Genomic DNA, 15,553 nt, shown 5'->3' with positions numbered 1-15,553 from the left:
TCTGTCAGGTCGACGCGAGTGGCTTTATCCGCATAGTTGCCGGTTTGGCCACATCCTCCTTTTTCAGGGAGTACCACCTTGCCCGGAGCGGCAGGTTGGCGTTGGGCGTCTCCCCAACTCTTGATGTATTCGCACTTCTACTCAAACGCAGGCATAATGGCAATAGCTTTACGCAACGACAGCCGTGGCTGGAACAAATGTCCGCTTTCCACGTTGTTCGAAGTGCCCGCATACTGTCTCAGGCTCTTGTTTCGGTTTGAGGGCAACAGGGAGGGAGAAAATGAGCAACATCATATTTTGGACCGGAATTCTGATTCTGCCGATACTGGTGGGAACAGCGTTCGCCTATCTGCGCCATTATCATCACGAAGACGACTTCTGACGTAAAACCAGAAGCCGCCTATGGATTTAGAAGTTTATGCGCTTTTGCGCACGCTCTTTATTGTGTCGCTGAAACCAGCGAGAAGGCCACGCCCTTCGGATCAAGACATTGGATGATCCACTCGCCATTCGGGACTTCCGTTGGTCCGAATGTCACCGTACCGCCCAGCGATTTCACACGTTCGGCAGCAGCGTTCGTTCCATCCACCATGAAATAAAAGCCCCAGCCACTTGGCACATTCGGCGGTGCGGTCATGATGCCGCCCGCATCTGCTCCGTTTACGCTAAAGATCTTATATTTGCCCATTGCGCCCATATCGAAGTCGCGCGCCAGCTTCCAGCCAAACACTTTCTCATAGAAACCAAAGGCTTCTTCGCCATTCTTGGCATAAAGCTCATGCCAGCTCGGATGGCCCACCTTGCGCGAACCGAAATCAGCCGGAGGCTCCGGCGGGTCTTTCGGCTCGAACAGCGCAAAGACCGAGCCTTGAGGGTCTGCCACGACAGCAAATCGCCCGACGCTTGGGATATCATGAGCCGGTTGCAGGATTTTGCCGCCTGCGGCTGTGACCTTCTCGGACATGGCGTCTACGTCGGCCACGCCGATATAGCCAAGCCAGCCGGGCTTTGTGTCACAATTTTCGCTCGGCATATCGGAAAGCGCCATCATACCGGCAACCGCACAACCCGGTGCTTCAAACAGCGTGTAGTTCACGCCGGGAACACCTGAGTCTTTCGTGTTCCAGCCGACGACCTTGCCGTAAAAATTTGCGGCCTCGGCGGCATCTTCAGTCATCAGTTCGTACCAGACGAACGGTGATGCTCTGTTATTCATTGTCATTCCTCCCAGAATTTGATTTTGGCGTTCAACTGCAGCAGCTGTGGTTTGCTGCAGGCGCGGCATATTCATCGTGGCGCCTCACGAAATGCATGGTGCTGTCTTCGTTGCGTCCTTTGGGTGCGCGGTCGAGGATCATGAGTGTGCTGATCCACTCCTCAATGCCGCGCGCATAGCTGGAATAGGTATGGTAGATCGTGCCGTCGTCGGCCTTGATGAAGGCGCTCATACCGGGCAGTTCATCATGCGCCTGTTCCGGCGGCAGCTTGTCGAAATTGTAGAAGACGCGCCCTTCTTCGATCTCGGCCTTGTCGAACGATACATGGAAATCGAAGTTGAAATCACCGCCATAGGACGACACCCATGGAAAGTGCCAGCCCATGCGGCGCTTGTAGTCTTCAAGCTTCGCAAGCGGCCCACGCGAAACGGCAATGAGCGTGACATCGTGATTGTTGAGATGGGGCAGCGCGCCGTCGAGATTGTCGGCCAGGAATGAACAGCCGACGCAGCCCTGCTCCCATTCCGGCCCGAACATGAAGTGATAGACGACCAGCTGGCTGCGTCCGTCAAAAAGCTCTGCCAGCGTTCGGCGTCCTGTCGGGGTGTCGAAGACATAGTCTTTCTCCACCTTGACCCAGGGCAGCGCCTGTCTTTCCTGATTGACGCGATCGCGAAGATGCGTCGCTTCCTTTTCTCTGGCCAAAAGCGCGCGCCGCGCCTCCAGCCAGACTTCGCGGGATACGACTTCATTCATGATGCAAGTCCTCCTCCGCCCCCGGATGGTAAAACGCCCAGTTTTTATAGGATATTAGCTTGACGATTTACATTGATATCAATATTAATGGATCATGTCAAACGCTGCCGAAGTTCCTTTTGAAACGACCCTTTTAGTCAAAGACACCTGCCTTTGTCTGCATGTTCAGCGCGCGGCCCGCGCACTTGCACGGCGATTTGACGAAGCACTTCGTCCGGCTGGCATGACGAATGGGCAATTCTCCCTGATGATGTCGCTCAATCGGCCCTCGCCGCCGCCAATGAAGCCGGTTGCCGAATTGCTGGCAATGGATCAGACCACCCTCACCGCCGCTTTAAAGCCGCTGCAAAGGCAGGGCTGGGTGGAAATACTGGTCAATCCCGCTGACCGGCGTGAGCGCCTGCTGCAACTGACACCGGAAGGCAAAGCGGCACTGGCTGCCGCTGTCCCCATCTGGACCTCCACGCATGCGGAAATCGAAAAGAACCTGTCGCAAGGCAATGGCGACCAGATCCGTAGCGATCTGATTGCGCTGTCGTTCTAAAATTTCAAAACTCGGCCTCAGATAGTCTGCAAGAATTCATGCAGCACGACGGCCTGATTGTGTTCCTCGTCCTTCGCGCCATAGAGTAAAGTCAGCGGCGCATCACCGGCCTTGGCAACCAGCGCTGAGAGATCCGGCAATTTATTTTGCAACTCGCGGTGATAGCGTTTCTGAAACTCGCCCCACTTCGACAGATCATGATTGAACCATTTGCGAAGCTCCGTGGACGGGGCAACATCTTTCGCCCAGAGATTGATGGCGGCCTTCTCCTTGGTCATGCCGCGCGGCCAGACACGATCAACCAGAACCCGGTAGCCATCATCAGGTGATGGCGCTTCGTAGATCCGTTTGAGGCGAATATCGGTCAAGTTGGAATCTCCGCATCGTCGCTACTGTCACTTATTTAACGTAGCTGCGGGGAATAGGCGACAACAGAAGCGCCACGCGGGGGCGCAGCGCTTCTGTGTTTCGCAGGATTACGCGGCTTTGCCGAGCAAACCGTGCGGATCCAAGACGAACTTTTTCGCCACACCCTGATCGAAGCTTTCATAACCGGCTGCCGCATCTTCAAGCGAAATGACTTCCGCATTGACGATTTCGGCAATATTCAAACGCCCGTGCAGGATCGCCTGCATCAGTTGTCGGTTATATTTCAACACCGGCGTCTGCCCGGTATGGAACGATTGCGCCTTGGCCCAGCCAAGCCCGAAGCGAAGCGACAGGCTTCCCTGCTTGGCCGCGCCGTCCACCGCGCCCGGATCTTCCGTCACGTAAAGTCCCGGAATACCAACGGACCCGGCAGGGCGCGTGATTTCCATCATCTGGTTCAGCACGATGGCAGGCTGCTCACCACCGCTATGGCCTCTGGCTTCGAAGCCCACCGCGTCAATGGCGCTGTCAACCTCGTTGCTGCCGGTGACTTCCGCAATCATGTCGCCCAGACGGTCGCTGGCGGAAAGGTCGATCGGCTCGAACCCGACCTTGCGGGCATGTTCCAGACGTTCCTTGTTGAAGTCTCCGACCATCACGACAGCCGCGCCAAGAATTCGCGCGGAAGCCGCCGCCGCCAGGCCGACAGGTCCGGCACCGGCCACATAGACCACCGACCCGACACCGACACCCGCCTTGACCGCGCCGTGAAAGCCCGTTGGCAAAATATCCGACAACATGGTCAGATCGCGAATTTTCTCCATCGCCCGGTCACGATCCGGGAATTTCAGCAGATTGAAATCGGCGTAAGGCACCATGACATAGCGGGCCTGCCCACCGATCCAGCCACCCATATCGACATAGCCATAGGCGCCGCCAGCGCGTGACGGATTGACGGTCAGGCAGACGCCTGTGTCCTGCTCCTTGCAGCAACGGCAACGACCACAGGCAACATTGAACGGCACGGATACGATGTCGCCGACATCAAGCATCTCGACATCTGCGCCCTTTTCGATGATCTCGCCGGTAATCTCATGACCAAGCACAAGTCCGGGCATCGCCGTCGTGCGACCGCGCACCATATGCTGGTCCGACCCGCATATATTGGTCGAGATGACTTTGAGAATGACGCCGTGACCGAGTTTCCTCCCATCAGGTGCAGACAGCACCGGGTCTTCGATATCACGGACTTCGACTTTTCCGGGTCGCATATAGACGACGCCACGGTTCCTGCTCATGTCTACCTCCTCCAGGTTGGACAACAAACGAAGATGTCAGAAGTGAAAACGTAACGGCGATGGGAGCAATGCTCAGTCTCAATCGCGACACGTCTCATTCAATTTGCACGCCGCAGAACAGCCGTCATAATTGCGGGTGATGATAATAGAACATTGTATATATTAGCGAAGCAGCTTGACTCTGGGTTGTGCGCAAGCTTCACATGACGCGGATTCTTTCCGCTCTTCCAGGGGACATTGGTCGGGCATGAAATCGCAAGGAGAGGCAGATGCTTAACGGTTTCAAACGGCAACTCGGGCGTGCGCTATCGGCACAGATTTTCCTGACGCTGGCTGCAATCACCGGTTTGACCGCAGGGCTTGCGATTGCGCCTGCGCCTTCGAACGCCGCTGAAACGCGCCGTATCGAGATAACTGAAGATAGCGATTATTTCGGCTTCGACCTGCGCACCCAGAAGAACCTCACGCTGGACCAGTGCAAGAGCACCTGCCTCGGTGACAATGCCTGCCGTGCCTTCACCTATAATCCGAAGGTGAAGTGGTGCTTCCTCAAGACGGATTTCAACAAGCTCAATCCCTCTGTCGGTTCCATTGCGGGTAAGGTTGTATCGGGCGCGGCCAAGGACACCGCCAAAGCTGACATTGGTGCCCCACCGGCCATCACCTTCTTCGCTGACAATCTTGTCGACGAAGCGCGCCGTTTCCGCACCTCTATCCTGGCTGCCGACAGCAGCGAGGGCCTCAGCACCCTGAAGGCCGATGCAGCCACGGCGCTCGCCAACAGCGACCCGCGCACGGCGATGGAAAAGTTTGCAGCCGCAGCGGGTGCTGCTCCTGACGACAGCGCGCTCTGGACCGGGCTTGCTCTCGCCACTTTGGCGACCGAGCCTTCCAACAGCGAAGAGACGGCCAAGTTCAAACGCGACGCCACATCAGCAGCCTGGAACGGCTATCAGACCTCGCGCAGCAAGGCCGCGCGCGCCGACGCGCTGAACGCGATGGCGCAGGCGCTTGACCGTCGCGAGCTGTCCCGCCCTGCGCTTCAGGCCTATGATGCGAGCCTCAATCTCGTCAATTCAGCTTCCGTTCGCGCTGCCTATGAAGACCTCAAGGCCCGCAAGGGTTTCCGCATCGTTGACCACAGCGTCGATAATGACAATGCGTCGCCGCGCATCTGCGCCCAGTTTTCCGAAGAACTGGTCAAGAGCGGTGCCGACTATTCCAGTTTCGTGACGCTGGATAGCGCTGCGCCCAAGGCGATTGAAGCCAAGGATCGCCAGATTTGTGTCGAAGGTCTGGAACACGGCCGCACCTATAGCGTGACGTTCCGCGCCGGCTTGCCTGCCGCCATTGGCGAAACGCTGCCAGCGCCGGTAACCCTGTCTGTCTATGTGCAGGACCGCGCACCCTCGGTACGCTTTACTGGCGACAGCTTTGTGCTGCCTGCCAAGGCGCGTCGTGGCATTCCGCTGGTCAGCGTGAATATGGATGCGGCCAAGGTGAAGCTCTATCGCATCGGCGACCGCTCCTTGGCGCAGCTTCTGTCTGGTTATCAGTTTCTGCGTCAGCTCGACGGCTATGATGTCAGTACGGTTTCCGACCAGATGGGCGCGCCCGTCTGGGAAGGTGAGATCGAAACGGCTGGCGGCGAGCTGAACAAGGAAGCCACCACCAGTTTCCCCATCGATGAAGCACTGCCGCAGCGCAAACCGGGCGTTTATGTGCTAACGGCAGAACCGATCAAGGCAAGCGGTGAAAGCTATGACACCAAGGCAACGCAATGGTTCGTCGTATCGGATATCGGCCTTTCGACCTATGCCGGTCAGGATGGCATCAATGTCTTCGCGCGATCACTTGAAACGGCTGAGCCCCTTTCCGGCGTCAAGCTGACGCTGCTGGCCCGCAACAATGAAGTGCTGGGTGAAGCGACAACCGATAGCGACGGTCGCGCCACCTTTACCGCCGGTCTCACCCGCGGCTCCGGCGGCATGGTTCCCGCCGTCATGATGGCCAATCAGGGCGAAGACGATTTCGTCTTCCTCGATATGGCGCGTGCTGGCTTCGATCTCTCAGATCGCGGCGTCACCGGTCGTGCAGCGCCCAAGGCGCTCGACGTCTATGCCTGGACCGAACGCGGCATCTATCGTGCAGGCGAAGTGGTTCATGCCGCTGCCCTTGCCCGGGACGATGCGTCGCTCGCCGTGGACAATCTGCCGCTGACCTTCATCTTCACGCGCCCAGACGGCGTGGAAGACCGCCGCCTCGTCTCGGACAGCAGCAAGGTTGGTGGACATTCCGTCGACCTGACACTGCCCGCCAATGCCATGCGTGGCACATGGAACCTGAATATCTACACCGACCCCAAGCAACCGGCGGTCGCATCGCAGATGTTCCTGGTTCAAGATTTCGTGCCAGACCGCATCGAGTTCGACCTGACATCGGACAAGCCGGAAATTGCGAGCGGCGAAGCTGCCAATGTGACCGTCGATGGACGTTTCCTTTATGGTGCGCCCGCAGCCGGTCTGGCGCTGGAAGGCGAAGTCACGCTTTCAACCAAGCGCGACTGGGACCGTTTCGAGGGCTATTATTTCGGTTTGGCCGATGAAGGTCAGGGCGAAGCTACCCGTCTGCCACTCGACCAACTGCCCAAGGTTGGCGACGATGGCAAGGCGACATTCCCGGTCGTGATTGACGACCTGCCATCCACCACCCGTCTGATCAATGCAGCCGTCACCGTTCGCATGCGCGAAAGCGGCGGTCGTGCTGTGGAACGCAAGCTTGACCTTGCCGTTCGTCCGCAAGGATCGATGATCGGTATCCGGCCAGATTTTTCCGGCGATGAAGTACCGCAAGGCGGCACCGCAAAATTCAGCTTCATCGCTTCCGACGCCAAGGGCAACCGCACCAACATTGACGGCGCGGTCTGGTCGCTGGTGAAAGTCGAGCGCAATTACCAATGGTATCGCAGCGGCAATAGCTGGAACTACGAGCCGGTCACATTCACCAAGTCGATCGCAACCGGCAAGATCGACCTCAAGGCCGATGTGGAAGCCAGCATCACTCAGCCGGTCGACTGGGGCCGCTATCGTCTTGAAATCGAGACGGGGGATGCTTCGGGTCCGGCTTCAAGCTACGAATTCGACGCGGGCTGGTATGTGGCCGCAACCTCGACGGAAACGCCCGACGGCCTCGAAATCGCGCTCGACAAGGATCATTATGCAGCCGGTGAAACCGCCAAGCTGAAGGTCAGCCCACGTTTTGCCGGTGAACTGCTGATCACCATCGGCGCAGAAAAGCTGCTGACGACCATCAGCGAAAGCGTTTCGGCGGATGGCGCAACCATAGACATTCCAGTCGGCGAGGACTGGGGTGCTGGCGCTTACGTCACTGCAACGCTGTTCCGTCCGGGCAGCGCGCAAGAAAGCCGCATGCCCGCCCGTGCTATTGGCCTCAAATGGCTGAAGGTTGATCCTGCCGACAAGCAACTGGCAGTCAAGCTGACGCCACCGGAGAAAGCCACTCCGCGCGGCACGCTCTCGGTTCCCGTTTCTGTGGAAAATGCAGGCGGCGAACAGGCCTATGTCATGGTCGCCGCTGTCGATGTCGGCATTTTGAACCTCACGCGCTATCAGCCGCCTAATCCGGACAACTGGTTCTTCGGCCAGCGCCAGCTCGGTCTTGAACTGCGCGATATGTACGGACGCCTTATCGATGGTTCGCTGGGCACCACCGGCAAGCTGCGCACCGGCGGCGACGGCGGCAACATGGCAGCTGAAGGCAGCCCGCCGACTGAAAAGCTGGTCGCGCTTTTCTCCGGCCCGGTCGAGCTGGATAGCGATGGCAAGGCAACCATTGATTTCGATATTCCGCAATTCAACGGCACTGTCCGCGTCATGGCCGTAGCTTGGACAGTCAAGGCCGTGGGTCACGCTTCCAGCGATGTGATCGTGCGCGATCCGGTGGTCATTACGGCTGGTCTGCCGCGCTTCATGGCGCCGGGAGATCAGGCGACACTGCGCCTCGATATCGCCAATACGGACGCGCCCGATGGAAATTACCGTCTTAGCGTCGAAACGAGCGACAATCTCGGCACGGAAATCGGCTCTTATCCCGACACGCTTGCGCTGGCCGGTGGCAAACGCCATTCCGTCGCTGTGCCGCTCAACGCGCAGAAGACCGGACAGGGCAATATTACGATACGCCTTGCCAATGATGCCGGACTGGCCATCGAACAGAAGCTTTCGCTGCCGGTGCGTCCCGTCGATCTGCCAGTCACGACACGTCAGGTGGTCAGCCTTCCGGCCAATGGCGGTAGTCTCAAGATCGATGGCGGCCTGCTTTCCGAAAGCCTGCTCGACGGTGCTTTCGTGAGCGTCGGCGTCACCCGCAGCGCGGCGTTCGACGTGCCGTCGCTTCTGATGGCGCTTGATCGCTATCCTTATGGGTGTGCTGAGCAGACCACGAGCCGCGCCCTGCCCTTGCTTTATCTGAGCGAGATGGCGGCAGGCTCCGAAGCAAGTGCTGGCCTTGGCGATCAGGATGAACTGAAAAAGCGCGTGCAGGACGCCATCTATCGCGTGCTGAGCTATCAGTCTTCGTCCGGTTCGTTCGGCCTGTGGGGACCGGGTTCCGGCGACCTGTGGCTTGACGCCTATGTCACCGACTTCCTCACCCGTGCCCGCGAGAAGGGCTATGTGGTTCCGCAGGAAGCCCTGCTCTCGTCGCTGTCGAACCTGCAAAATGCGCTCGGCTATACGACCGACGCCAAGGAAAAAGGCAACGAAATCGCCTACTCGCTCTATGTGCTGGCGCGCAACAAGAAGGCTTCGGTCGGCGATCTGCGTTATTACGCGGATACGCAGCTCGATAATTTTGCAAGCCCGATGGCGATTGCCCAACTGGCCGCCGGACTGGCGCTTTATGGCGACCAGCAGCGTTCGGACCGGGTGTTCAACGTCGCTCTCGACCGGGCAAGCACCAATACGGCATTTGACTATAATCGCTCCGATTATGGTTCGCGGCTGCGTGATGGCGCGGCCATGCTGGCGCTGGCCGCCGAAAGCAAGCCTGCGCCGAAAGTGCTGCCTTCGCTTGTCACGCTGGTCGGTTACGAACGCGACCAGGCGAAATATCTCAGCACGCAGGATCAGGCGTGGATGCTGCTCGCAGCCCGTGGTCTCAAGGAGAACAATGCAGCGATTAATCTCGATATCAACGGCACGGCCCATGATGGCGCTTTCTCCGAACGCGTCAATGGCAACGCGCTGGAAGCTGAACCGCTTGTTCTGACAAACAGGGGCAGTGATGCAGTGGACGCGGTTGTAACAGCCGTTGCGCCGCCCGCGCAATCGCTGCCTGCCGGTGGCGAAGGCTTCAACATCGAGCGTGCCTATTACACGCTCGATGGACAGGAAGCCAACATCACCAGCATCAATCAGAACGAGCGTTTCGTCGTGGTGTTGAAGATCGACGATCTGCAACAATGGCAGTCGCGCCTGCTGGTCACCGATCTTCTGCCAGCCGGTCTGGAACTCGACAATCCGGGCCTCGTTTCGAGTGCCGATCTCGGCAACTTCCCATGGCTCGAAAGCACGCAGGCCGCGCATCTCGAATTCCGCGATGATCGCTTCGTCGCTGCGTTTGACCGCTCGGCAGGTGAGAAAAAGCAGATTGTTCTTGCCTATGTCGTACGTGCAGTGACGCCGGGGCTTTACACCCATCCGGCGGCGACCGTCGAGGACATGTATCGCCCGCAATATGCTGCGCGCACGGCGACTGGCATGATGGAGGTCACTGCGCCGTAGGACGGGCTTTCGGATAAGATATGAAACGGCGTTGGAAAATAGCAATTGGCGGTGCCGTAGTTCTCGGCATCGCCGCCGTTGCGACGGTCGGCCTTGACTGGCTCGACCGCGCTTTTCCTCCACCCTTGCCTGAACGCCTGACCATTTCCACGGAAGTGATGGACCGTGACGGTGAATTGTTGCGCGCCTATGCGACACCGGACGGCTATTGGCGTCTCAATACACGCATTGAAGATGTCGATCCGAAATTCGTGAAAATGCTGATCGCCTATGAGGATAAGCGCTTTTACGATCATAGCGGTATCGATCTCTGGGCCTTGGCGCGCGCAGCGGTGCAGCTTGCAGGCAACCAACGCATCGTGTCCGGCGGCTCCACCCTCTCCATGCAGTTGGCCCGGCTCATCGAACCACGCGAAAGCCGCAGCTTCGGCTCCAAATTCCGCCAGCTTGCCCGCGCCATGCAAATCGAGCGCCGTTTGAGCAAGGACCAGATATTAGAGCGTTATCTGACACTTGCCCCCTATGGCGGCAATCTGGAAGGCGTGCGCTCAGCATCGCTTGCCTATTTCGGCAAGGAGCCACTGCGGCTCACCACATCGGAAGCCGCAACGCTCGTCGCGCTGCCGCAATTGCCGGAACGTCGTCGTCCGGACCGCGCCGCCAGCACCGCACGCATGGCGCGTGATCGCGTGTTGACGCGAATGGTTCAGGCCGATGTTCTGACCAACGACGAAGCCGAACGCGGCAAGCGCGAGGCGATCTCCGCCGCCCGTCATGCTTTACCCGCCCTTGCGGCACACTTTACAGATCTGGCGCTCAAGAAAGCGCCGACAGAAGCCCGCCACACACTGACGCTGAAGAAATCCGTCCAACGGGGTCTCGAAGCATCGGCCCGCGAGGCGGCATCAAAACTTGGACCCACAGTGTCAGTGGCCATGGTGCTGGCCGATAGCCGCAACGGCAATATTCTCGGCGAAGTCGGGTCCGCGGATTATTTCGATGGCAGACGGCAAGGCTGGATCGACATGACGCGCGCCGTGCGCTCGCCTGGATCGACGCTCAAGCCATTCATCTACGGGCTGGCCTTCGAACAGGGCATGATTGCGCAGGAAACCATCATCGAAGACCGCCCGCAGGACTTTGCCGGTTATCGCCCGCGCAATTTTGACATGAGCTATCAGGGCGATGTCAGTATCCGTCAGGCGCTGCAAATGTCGCTGAACGTCCCGACCGTCAGCCTGCTGGACGCTATCGGTCCTGCCCGGTTGACCACGCGGTTTCGGCAGGCGGGTGTCAGCCTGCAACTGCCCAAGAACGAATCACCCGGTCTCGCCATCGGGCTTGGCGGCGCCGGGATCAGCCTGCGCGATCTGGTGCAGCTTTATACCGGCCTTGCCAATGGCGGACGTGGAGCCGCCTTGCGCGACGGAACCGAAATGGCAGAGCCGACGCAACCGTCCGGCCCTATTCTCACAGAACAAGCCTCATGGCAGATCGGCGATATTCTGGCCGGTGTCGTGCCTCCTCAAGGGGCACCCCGCCGTGGCCTCGCTTACAAGACCGGCACATCCTATGGTTATCGCGATGCATGGTCGGTCGGCTATGACGGGCGTTATGTTCTCGGCGTCTGGGTCGGGCGCGCCGATGGCGGTTCCGTGCCAGGGATTGCCGGTTATGCATCCGCCGCGCCAATTTTGTTCGATGCTTTCGTCAAGTCGGGCGTGGTTTCCGTGCCATTGCCGCGCGCGCCAGCCGGAACATTCCGCACGGCCCGTGCCGATTTGCCTGTTACGCAGACACGGTTTTCGTCGGCGAGCGATCCGCTCCCTGTGCTGAAAGCCGCAACCGAACCCGCACCGCGCATCATTTTTCCGCCCGATGGCGCGCATGTGGAGTTAAAAGCACTGACTGAAACCGCATCGCCGCTGGTGCTGAAATTGCAGGGCGGGCGCGCACCGTTTCGCTGGCTCGCCAACGGCAAGCCCGTGGCAGAGCCGGAACGCCGCCGCACCGCCACATGGCAACCGGACGGCACGGGCTACTCGACCCTGACCGTGATCGACGCCGCAGGCCGCGCGGCAAGCGTGAAGATTTTCGTGGAATAGCGCTTATTGCGCCGCTTCCGCGACGACCTCGCGAACCTCAGTCTTTTTCTCCAGCGACATGACTTTCAGATTGCCGGAAAACAATATGCCGGTGATCGGCAGAACAGGTTCGGCTGGCAGTTCATCCTGACGAACGCTATCCTTCGGCACATGCAGCTTGTGTTCGACATCGCTATCCGCACCGGAAAGCGTCAACGCGACATTGCCCCGCGCGTCGAGAAGATTGGTGCCGTAGAGAAATTCGAAGCTCAGCATGGAGACGAGAAACTTGTACGTTCCGTCGCGCACACCACCCTTCATCATCGCTGCGCGGTGCAGCTCGTCGCGGATCTTGACATCGAGCGGCGGAATGCGTGGATCGCAGACATAGCCGACCGCCAGCAACTGGCCGTTGTCCACTTCAAAGCGCATACGCTCATTGCCGAGGTTCAGGGCGGAAATGGAAAAGCGGCGGTTGCTATATTCCACCGGAACACGCCCCAGCCGCTTGCATAGCTGCTCGCCACTTAAGGCGCGTGCATTGGCAAAGTGGTCGGGATCGATTGCAAAGGGAAGCGCCTTTGGACGATGGGGCGCGGAGAGCGCCGGTTCGAGCACATCAGCAATCAGGTTGGCGACGATGGTGGTGGCGATGGGCCGCGAATAATGCCCCTGATCGAGATAGAAAGACGGGTTGGTCACGGCATCGCGACCATATTGCTGCATCAGCATGCGCGAAACATCGGCGCAGATCGTGCCATACCATTGCGAGATGTAATTGATGCCCGCATCGATAGACGGAACCGAATTGAGGAAAGACCCGTTGCGCGCACCGAAGACGAGCGTTGCGATACGCAGGTTCGGATTGCGCTCCAATGCATAGCGGATAATCCCTTCATAGAACCGCGCCCAATGGCGGAAGGGCCTGCGCTCGTCGCCATAGACGAAAGCGTCGTTGATCGCATATTCGATCAGCAGCAATTCGCAGTCTTCCAGCTGCTCGAAAATCTTCAGCTGATAAAGACCGAGCGCGCTCGTCGTACCGCCGACCGCCAGATCGGCAACGATATCCAACTCCACCCCGCGTCGCGCCATGGTTGAAAGCAGGGTCGGCAGATAGCCGGGCAGCATGACGGTGTTGGAACCGCCAATGATTACAGTCTTGAGTTTCATTTCGTCACCGTTGCGGCCTGACCTGCAGGGGTCAGAGCCCCGCAGCGCCAGACGCCGTAATTTCCCTCATCCCAATCGAAATAATAAGCAGCCGCGATCTGGCCGCTATCCATCATCTGGCGAAAGCGTTCCCGCGCTTTCTCGACCAGTTGCTGGCGGTTATTGTCATCTGCCGGGCAGGCCTTGGATTTGTTGGCAAAGCCCCATTCCGTGATCCAGCACGGCTTTCCATCGGCACCGCCGCAGAAGGAAAGCGCCTTATCGACATGCTTGGCCCGCGCCGCCCGCGTTCCACTGCTGCCGGGATAAATGTGAATCCCGTAGCCATCGGCCACCGTATCGAGGCCGTGCTTTTTCAGAAGATCGGTGAAGGCCGCCGGATCGACCGTATCGATCCCGCGTCGATCTGCGTCGGCAAAGGGGATATCCGAAAGCCCCGCTGAAACCACCTTTGCGCCCGCATTGTGTCTGGTTTTCGCCAGTTCGGTACGAACGACGCGCAGCAGTTCGACATATTTCTCCGCGCCCTTCTCCACGAGAGGCAGTTCTTCCATTTCGCTCAGCGAGCGAGCGGTCTTTGTCTTTTCCTTCGGCAGAATGGCCAGATCGCCATTATAGGCGCCCCAGTTGATTTCGTTGCCGGTCTCGACACCGATCAGCTTCACGCCAAGCGCGTCGATTTTCTGCAACGCATCACCAATCGCTGTCTGAAAGCGTTTCGGATCAATATCCGATAGCCGGTACATGTCCCAGATACGGCCTCGCCCTGAACGCGGCTTTGTGCCTTCCGGATAGAAGTCCACATTGTTCAGCGAAACTTCCAGCAGGACTGCGAGCTTCTTCTCATGCGCAAGCCGCACTGCATCAATGCTCTGGTCGATTGGCCGCGTCAGCGAAAGCCGCACGGCAACAACGCCATTCTTCACCATCTGGTCGAAGATCTGTTCGCGCTCCCCAGCGGGCAACCAGGCCATATTGACCCGGTTGACGCCGAAGCGCGTATCGGCAAGAGCACCGTTCGGCACGATGTTGAGCAGGACAGCACCCAAAAGCGCTGCAATTGCCCGTTTGCTGCCCCCGGTGCTCCTGACCGTCAGTTTCATCGGATACCGATATCCTTCAGCGCGCCGTTGAAATTGGCTTCGCATTCCGAATAACGATTGATGGCGGCGGGCACATCGATCTTCGAAAGGAAGTCGCGCAGGTAAGCCTTTTTCTGCGGTTCACGGTTCCACACGCTGGCATCAATATGCGGAAAACCGACAAAACCCAGCATTTCGCGCATTCGGTCATCGACGGCGATCATCAGCCCCGGAATGCCGGACTGCATGCCGATGATCGTGCCGTGGAAGCGGCGGCTCAAGCCGAAATCCTGACTGGAAATCCAGCTGCGCCATTTGTGCGTATCGAAGAACACCAGCAGCTCATTCTTGCGCTGCCATTTTTCCATATGCTTGTATTCGACAGGCGCCGTGATGCGGCTTGCCGCCTGATCATAGGCTTCGGAGTGGTCTTCACCCGCCATGTTCATGTTGTAGACGATCACTTCGTCCTGAAGGACATAGCTTGCGACACTGTCCTTTTCGAGCAGCGCATGCGCGTCCACAATCGTATCAGCAACGCTGCCGAGATAGCCGCCGAAAGAGATTTTCTGCGCGTCCGCAAGGCTTGGATCAGCCAGACGGCTCAGCGAGCGTTTCATCTGGTCCGGTGCATAATAAAGCGATGGACAGCCGGTCGGACGGACATATTTCATGCCCGCATCCTTCAGGAATTCCGCCGTGAAATGGCCACGGGTCAGAAAGAAGCTTTCCTTGCGGCGCAGAATTTCAAGGAAGCGGCGCGTGCCTTCCGGCAGCTCTTCCTTCAGATTTTCCTTCTTCTGAATACCGATACCCATGACGACAATCGGCATGTTCAGCTTTTCAAAGACGAAGGATTCGGTCGTTGCCGCATAGCCCGGGCGCAAGAGATTCGCCGAGGCGAACAGGCAAAGATCAAAGCTCTCATTGAGCTTTGCATAGGTGTCCGGTGAATTGAGGCTGTTGGCGAGATGCCAGAACGGAACATAGGTCACGTCGTGGCCGCGCACGGCGTTGGCTGCGCCCTCACCGATAAGATAATTACCTGTATTGGCAATCTTCTTGACCTGATCGATCACATCCTTCTTCGTGCGGATAGGTTCGAAATAGGGGCGATGCTTCACGCTCGCCCCGGAAACACTTTCGACGGTCCGCATCAAATATGACGGAATGCCGGTAATCATTATGCGCATGATGATCCATCTTCGCTGGAGTTATAAAACGGC

At 58.4% G+C, this 15,553-nt stretch carries 10 protein-coding genes and 1 riboswitch; of the genes, 3 read left to right on the top strand and 7 right to left on the bottom strand.

The genetic code is table 11. The annotated features are described in order from the left end of the window. Positions 1-22: 22 nt before the first annotated feature. Positions 23-132, bottom strand: a riboswitch (SAM-I-IV-variant riboswitch). A gap of 307 nt (positions 133-439) precedes the next feature. Together D8666_RS16780 and D8666_RS16775 are read right to left on the bottom strand one after the other, a co-directional pair. Next, entirely contained in the window at positions 440-1,216 is a 777-nt protein-coding gene (locus D8666_RS16780; RefSeq protein WP_109367432.1) for a VOC family protein, read from the bottom strand. A gap of 31 nt (positions 1,217-1,247) precedes the next feature. Further along, positions 1,248-1,976, bottom strand: coding sequence for a DUF899 domain-containing protein (locus D8666_RS16775; RefSeq protein WP_180917898.1), 729 nt, complete (start codon positions 1,974-1,976; stop codon positions 1,248-1,250). Between the two features lie 91 nt (positions 1,977-2,067). On the opposite strand from D8666_RS16775, the gene D8666_RS16770 reads away from it, so the two are divergent. Continuing rightward, positions 2,068-2,517 carry a MarR family winged helix-turn-helix transcriptional regulator gene (locus D8666_RS16770; protein WP_109367434.1) on the top strand — a complete coding sequence of 150 codons (450 nt, stop codon included), beginning with the start codon at positions 2,068-2,070 and terminating at the stop codon, positions 2,515-2,517. 17 nt (positions 2,518-2,534) lie between these two features. On the opposite strand, the gene D8666_RS16765 is transcribed toward D8666_RS16770, so the two are convergent. Together D8666_RS16765 and fdhA are read right to left on the bottom strand one after the other, a co-directional pair. Then, positions 2,535-2,885: a DUF488 domain-containing protein gene (locus D8666_RS16765; RefSeq protein WP_109367435.1), complete on the bottom strand. Its 351-nt coding sequence runs from the start codon at positions 2,883-2,885 to the stop codon at positions 2,535-2,537. Between the two features lie 108 nt (positions 2,886-2,993). Next, positions 2,994-4,184, bottom strand: coding sequence for a formaldehyde dehydrogenase, glutathione-independent (gene fdhA, locus D8666_RS16760; protein ID WP_109367436.1), 1,191 nt, complete (start codon positions 4,182-4,184; stop codon positions 2,994-2,996). Positions 4,185-4,453: 269 nt separating this feature from the next. Between fdhA and D8666_RS16755 the strand changes: the two genes are divergently transcribed. Both D8666_RS16755 and pbpC read left to right on the top strand, forming a co-directional pair. Continuing rightward, the gene (locus D8666_RS16755) at positions 4,454-9,988 is read left to right on the top strand and encodes an alpha-2-macroglobulin family protein (protein ID WP_109367437.1); all 5,535 of its coding nucleotides are present in this window, start codon (positions 4,454-4,456) and stop codon (positions 9,986-9,988) included. 20 nt (positions 9,989-10,008) lie between these two features. Next, a complete protein-coding gene (gene pbpC / locus D8666_RS16750; RefSeq protein WP_121538821.1) occupies positions 10,009-12,093 on the top strand; it encodes a penicillin-binding protein 1C in 2,085 nt (694 codons plus the stop codon). A 3-nt stretch (positions 12,094-12,096) separates the two neighbouring features. On the opposite strand, the gene D8666_RS16745 is transcribed toward pbpC, so the two are convergent. From D8666_RS16745 to D8666_RS16735, 3 genes are read right to left on the bottom strand one after another with little or no spacing between them, the layout of a single operon-like run. Beyond that, positions 12,097-13,245, bottom strand: coding sequence for an SGNH/GDSL hydrolase family protein (locus D8666_RS16745; protein WP_109367439.1), 1,149 nt, complete (start codon positions 13,243-13,245; stop codon positions 12,097-12,099). Beyond that, entirely contained in the window at positions 13,242-14,348 is a 1,107-nt protein-coding gene (locus D8666_RS16740) for a glycosyl hydrolase (RefSeq protein WP_235858989.1), read from the bottom strand. Before D8666_RS16740 ends, D8666_RS16745 begins: the two co-directional genes overlap by 4 nt. Then, complete coding sequence (locus D8666_RS16735; RefSeq protein WP_109367440.1) at positions 14,345-15,520, bottom strand: polysaccharide pyruvyl transferase family protein; 1,176 nt, start codon at positions 15,518-15,520, stop codon at positions 14,345-14,347. Before D8666_RS16735 ends, D8666_RS16740 begins: the two co-directional genes overlap by 4 nt. Positions 15,521-15,553: the final 33 nt, after the last annotated feature.

The sequence above is a fragment of the Ochrobactrum soli genome (genome assembly GCF_003664555.1).
In the GTDB taxonomy this organism is placed as follows: Bacteria; Pseudomonadota; Alphaproteobacteria; order Rhizobiales; family Rhizobiaceae; genus Brucella; species Brucella teleogrylli.
Note: the sequence above shows the minus strand (reverse complement) of the source record. Positions and strands in the feature narration are given on the sequence as shown.

What these genes read in the sequence shown, in the direction of transcription:
- fdhA (WP_109367436.1), bottom strand. Translation starts at nt 4,184, where the DNA reads ATGAGCAGGAACCGTGGCGTCGTCTATATGCGACCCGGAAAAGTCGAA.
- D8666_RS16780 (WP_109367432.1), bottom strand. Translation starts at nt 1,216, where the DNA reads ATGAATAACAGAGCATCACCGTTCGTCTGGTACGAACTGATGACTGAA.
- D8666_RS16740 (WP_235858989.1), bottom strand. Translation starts at nt 14,348, where the DNA reads ATGAAACTGACGGTCAGGAGCACCGGGGGCAGCAAACGGGCAATTGCA.
- D8666_RS16735 (WP_109367440.1), bottom strand. Translation starts at nt 15,520, where the DNA reads ATGCGCATAATGATTACCGGCATTCCGTCATATTTGATGCGGACCGTC.
- D8666_RS16770 (WP_109367434.1), top strand. Translation starts at nt 2,068, where the DNA reads ATGTCAAACGCTGCCGAAGTTCCTTTTGAAACGACCCTTTTAGTCAAA.
- pbpC (WP_121538821.1), top strand. Translation starts at nt 10,009, where the DNA reads ATGAAACGGCGTTGGAAAATAGCAATTGGCGGTGCCGTAGTTCTCGGC.
- D8666_RS16755 (WP_109367437.1), top strand. Translation starts at nt 4,454, where the DNA reads ATGCTTAACGGTTTCAAACGGCAACTCGGGCGTGCGCTATCGGCACAG.
- D8666_RS16745 (WP_109367439.1), bottom strand. Translation starts at nt 13,245, where the DNA reads ATGAAACTCAAGACTGTAATCATTGGCGGTTCCAACACCGTCATGCTG.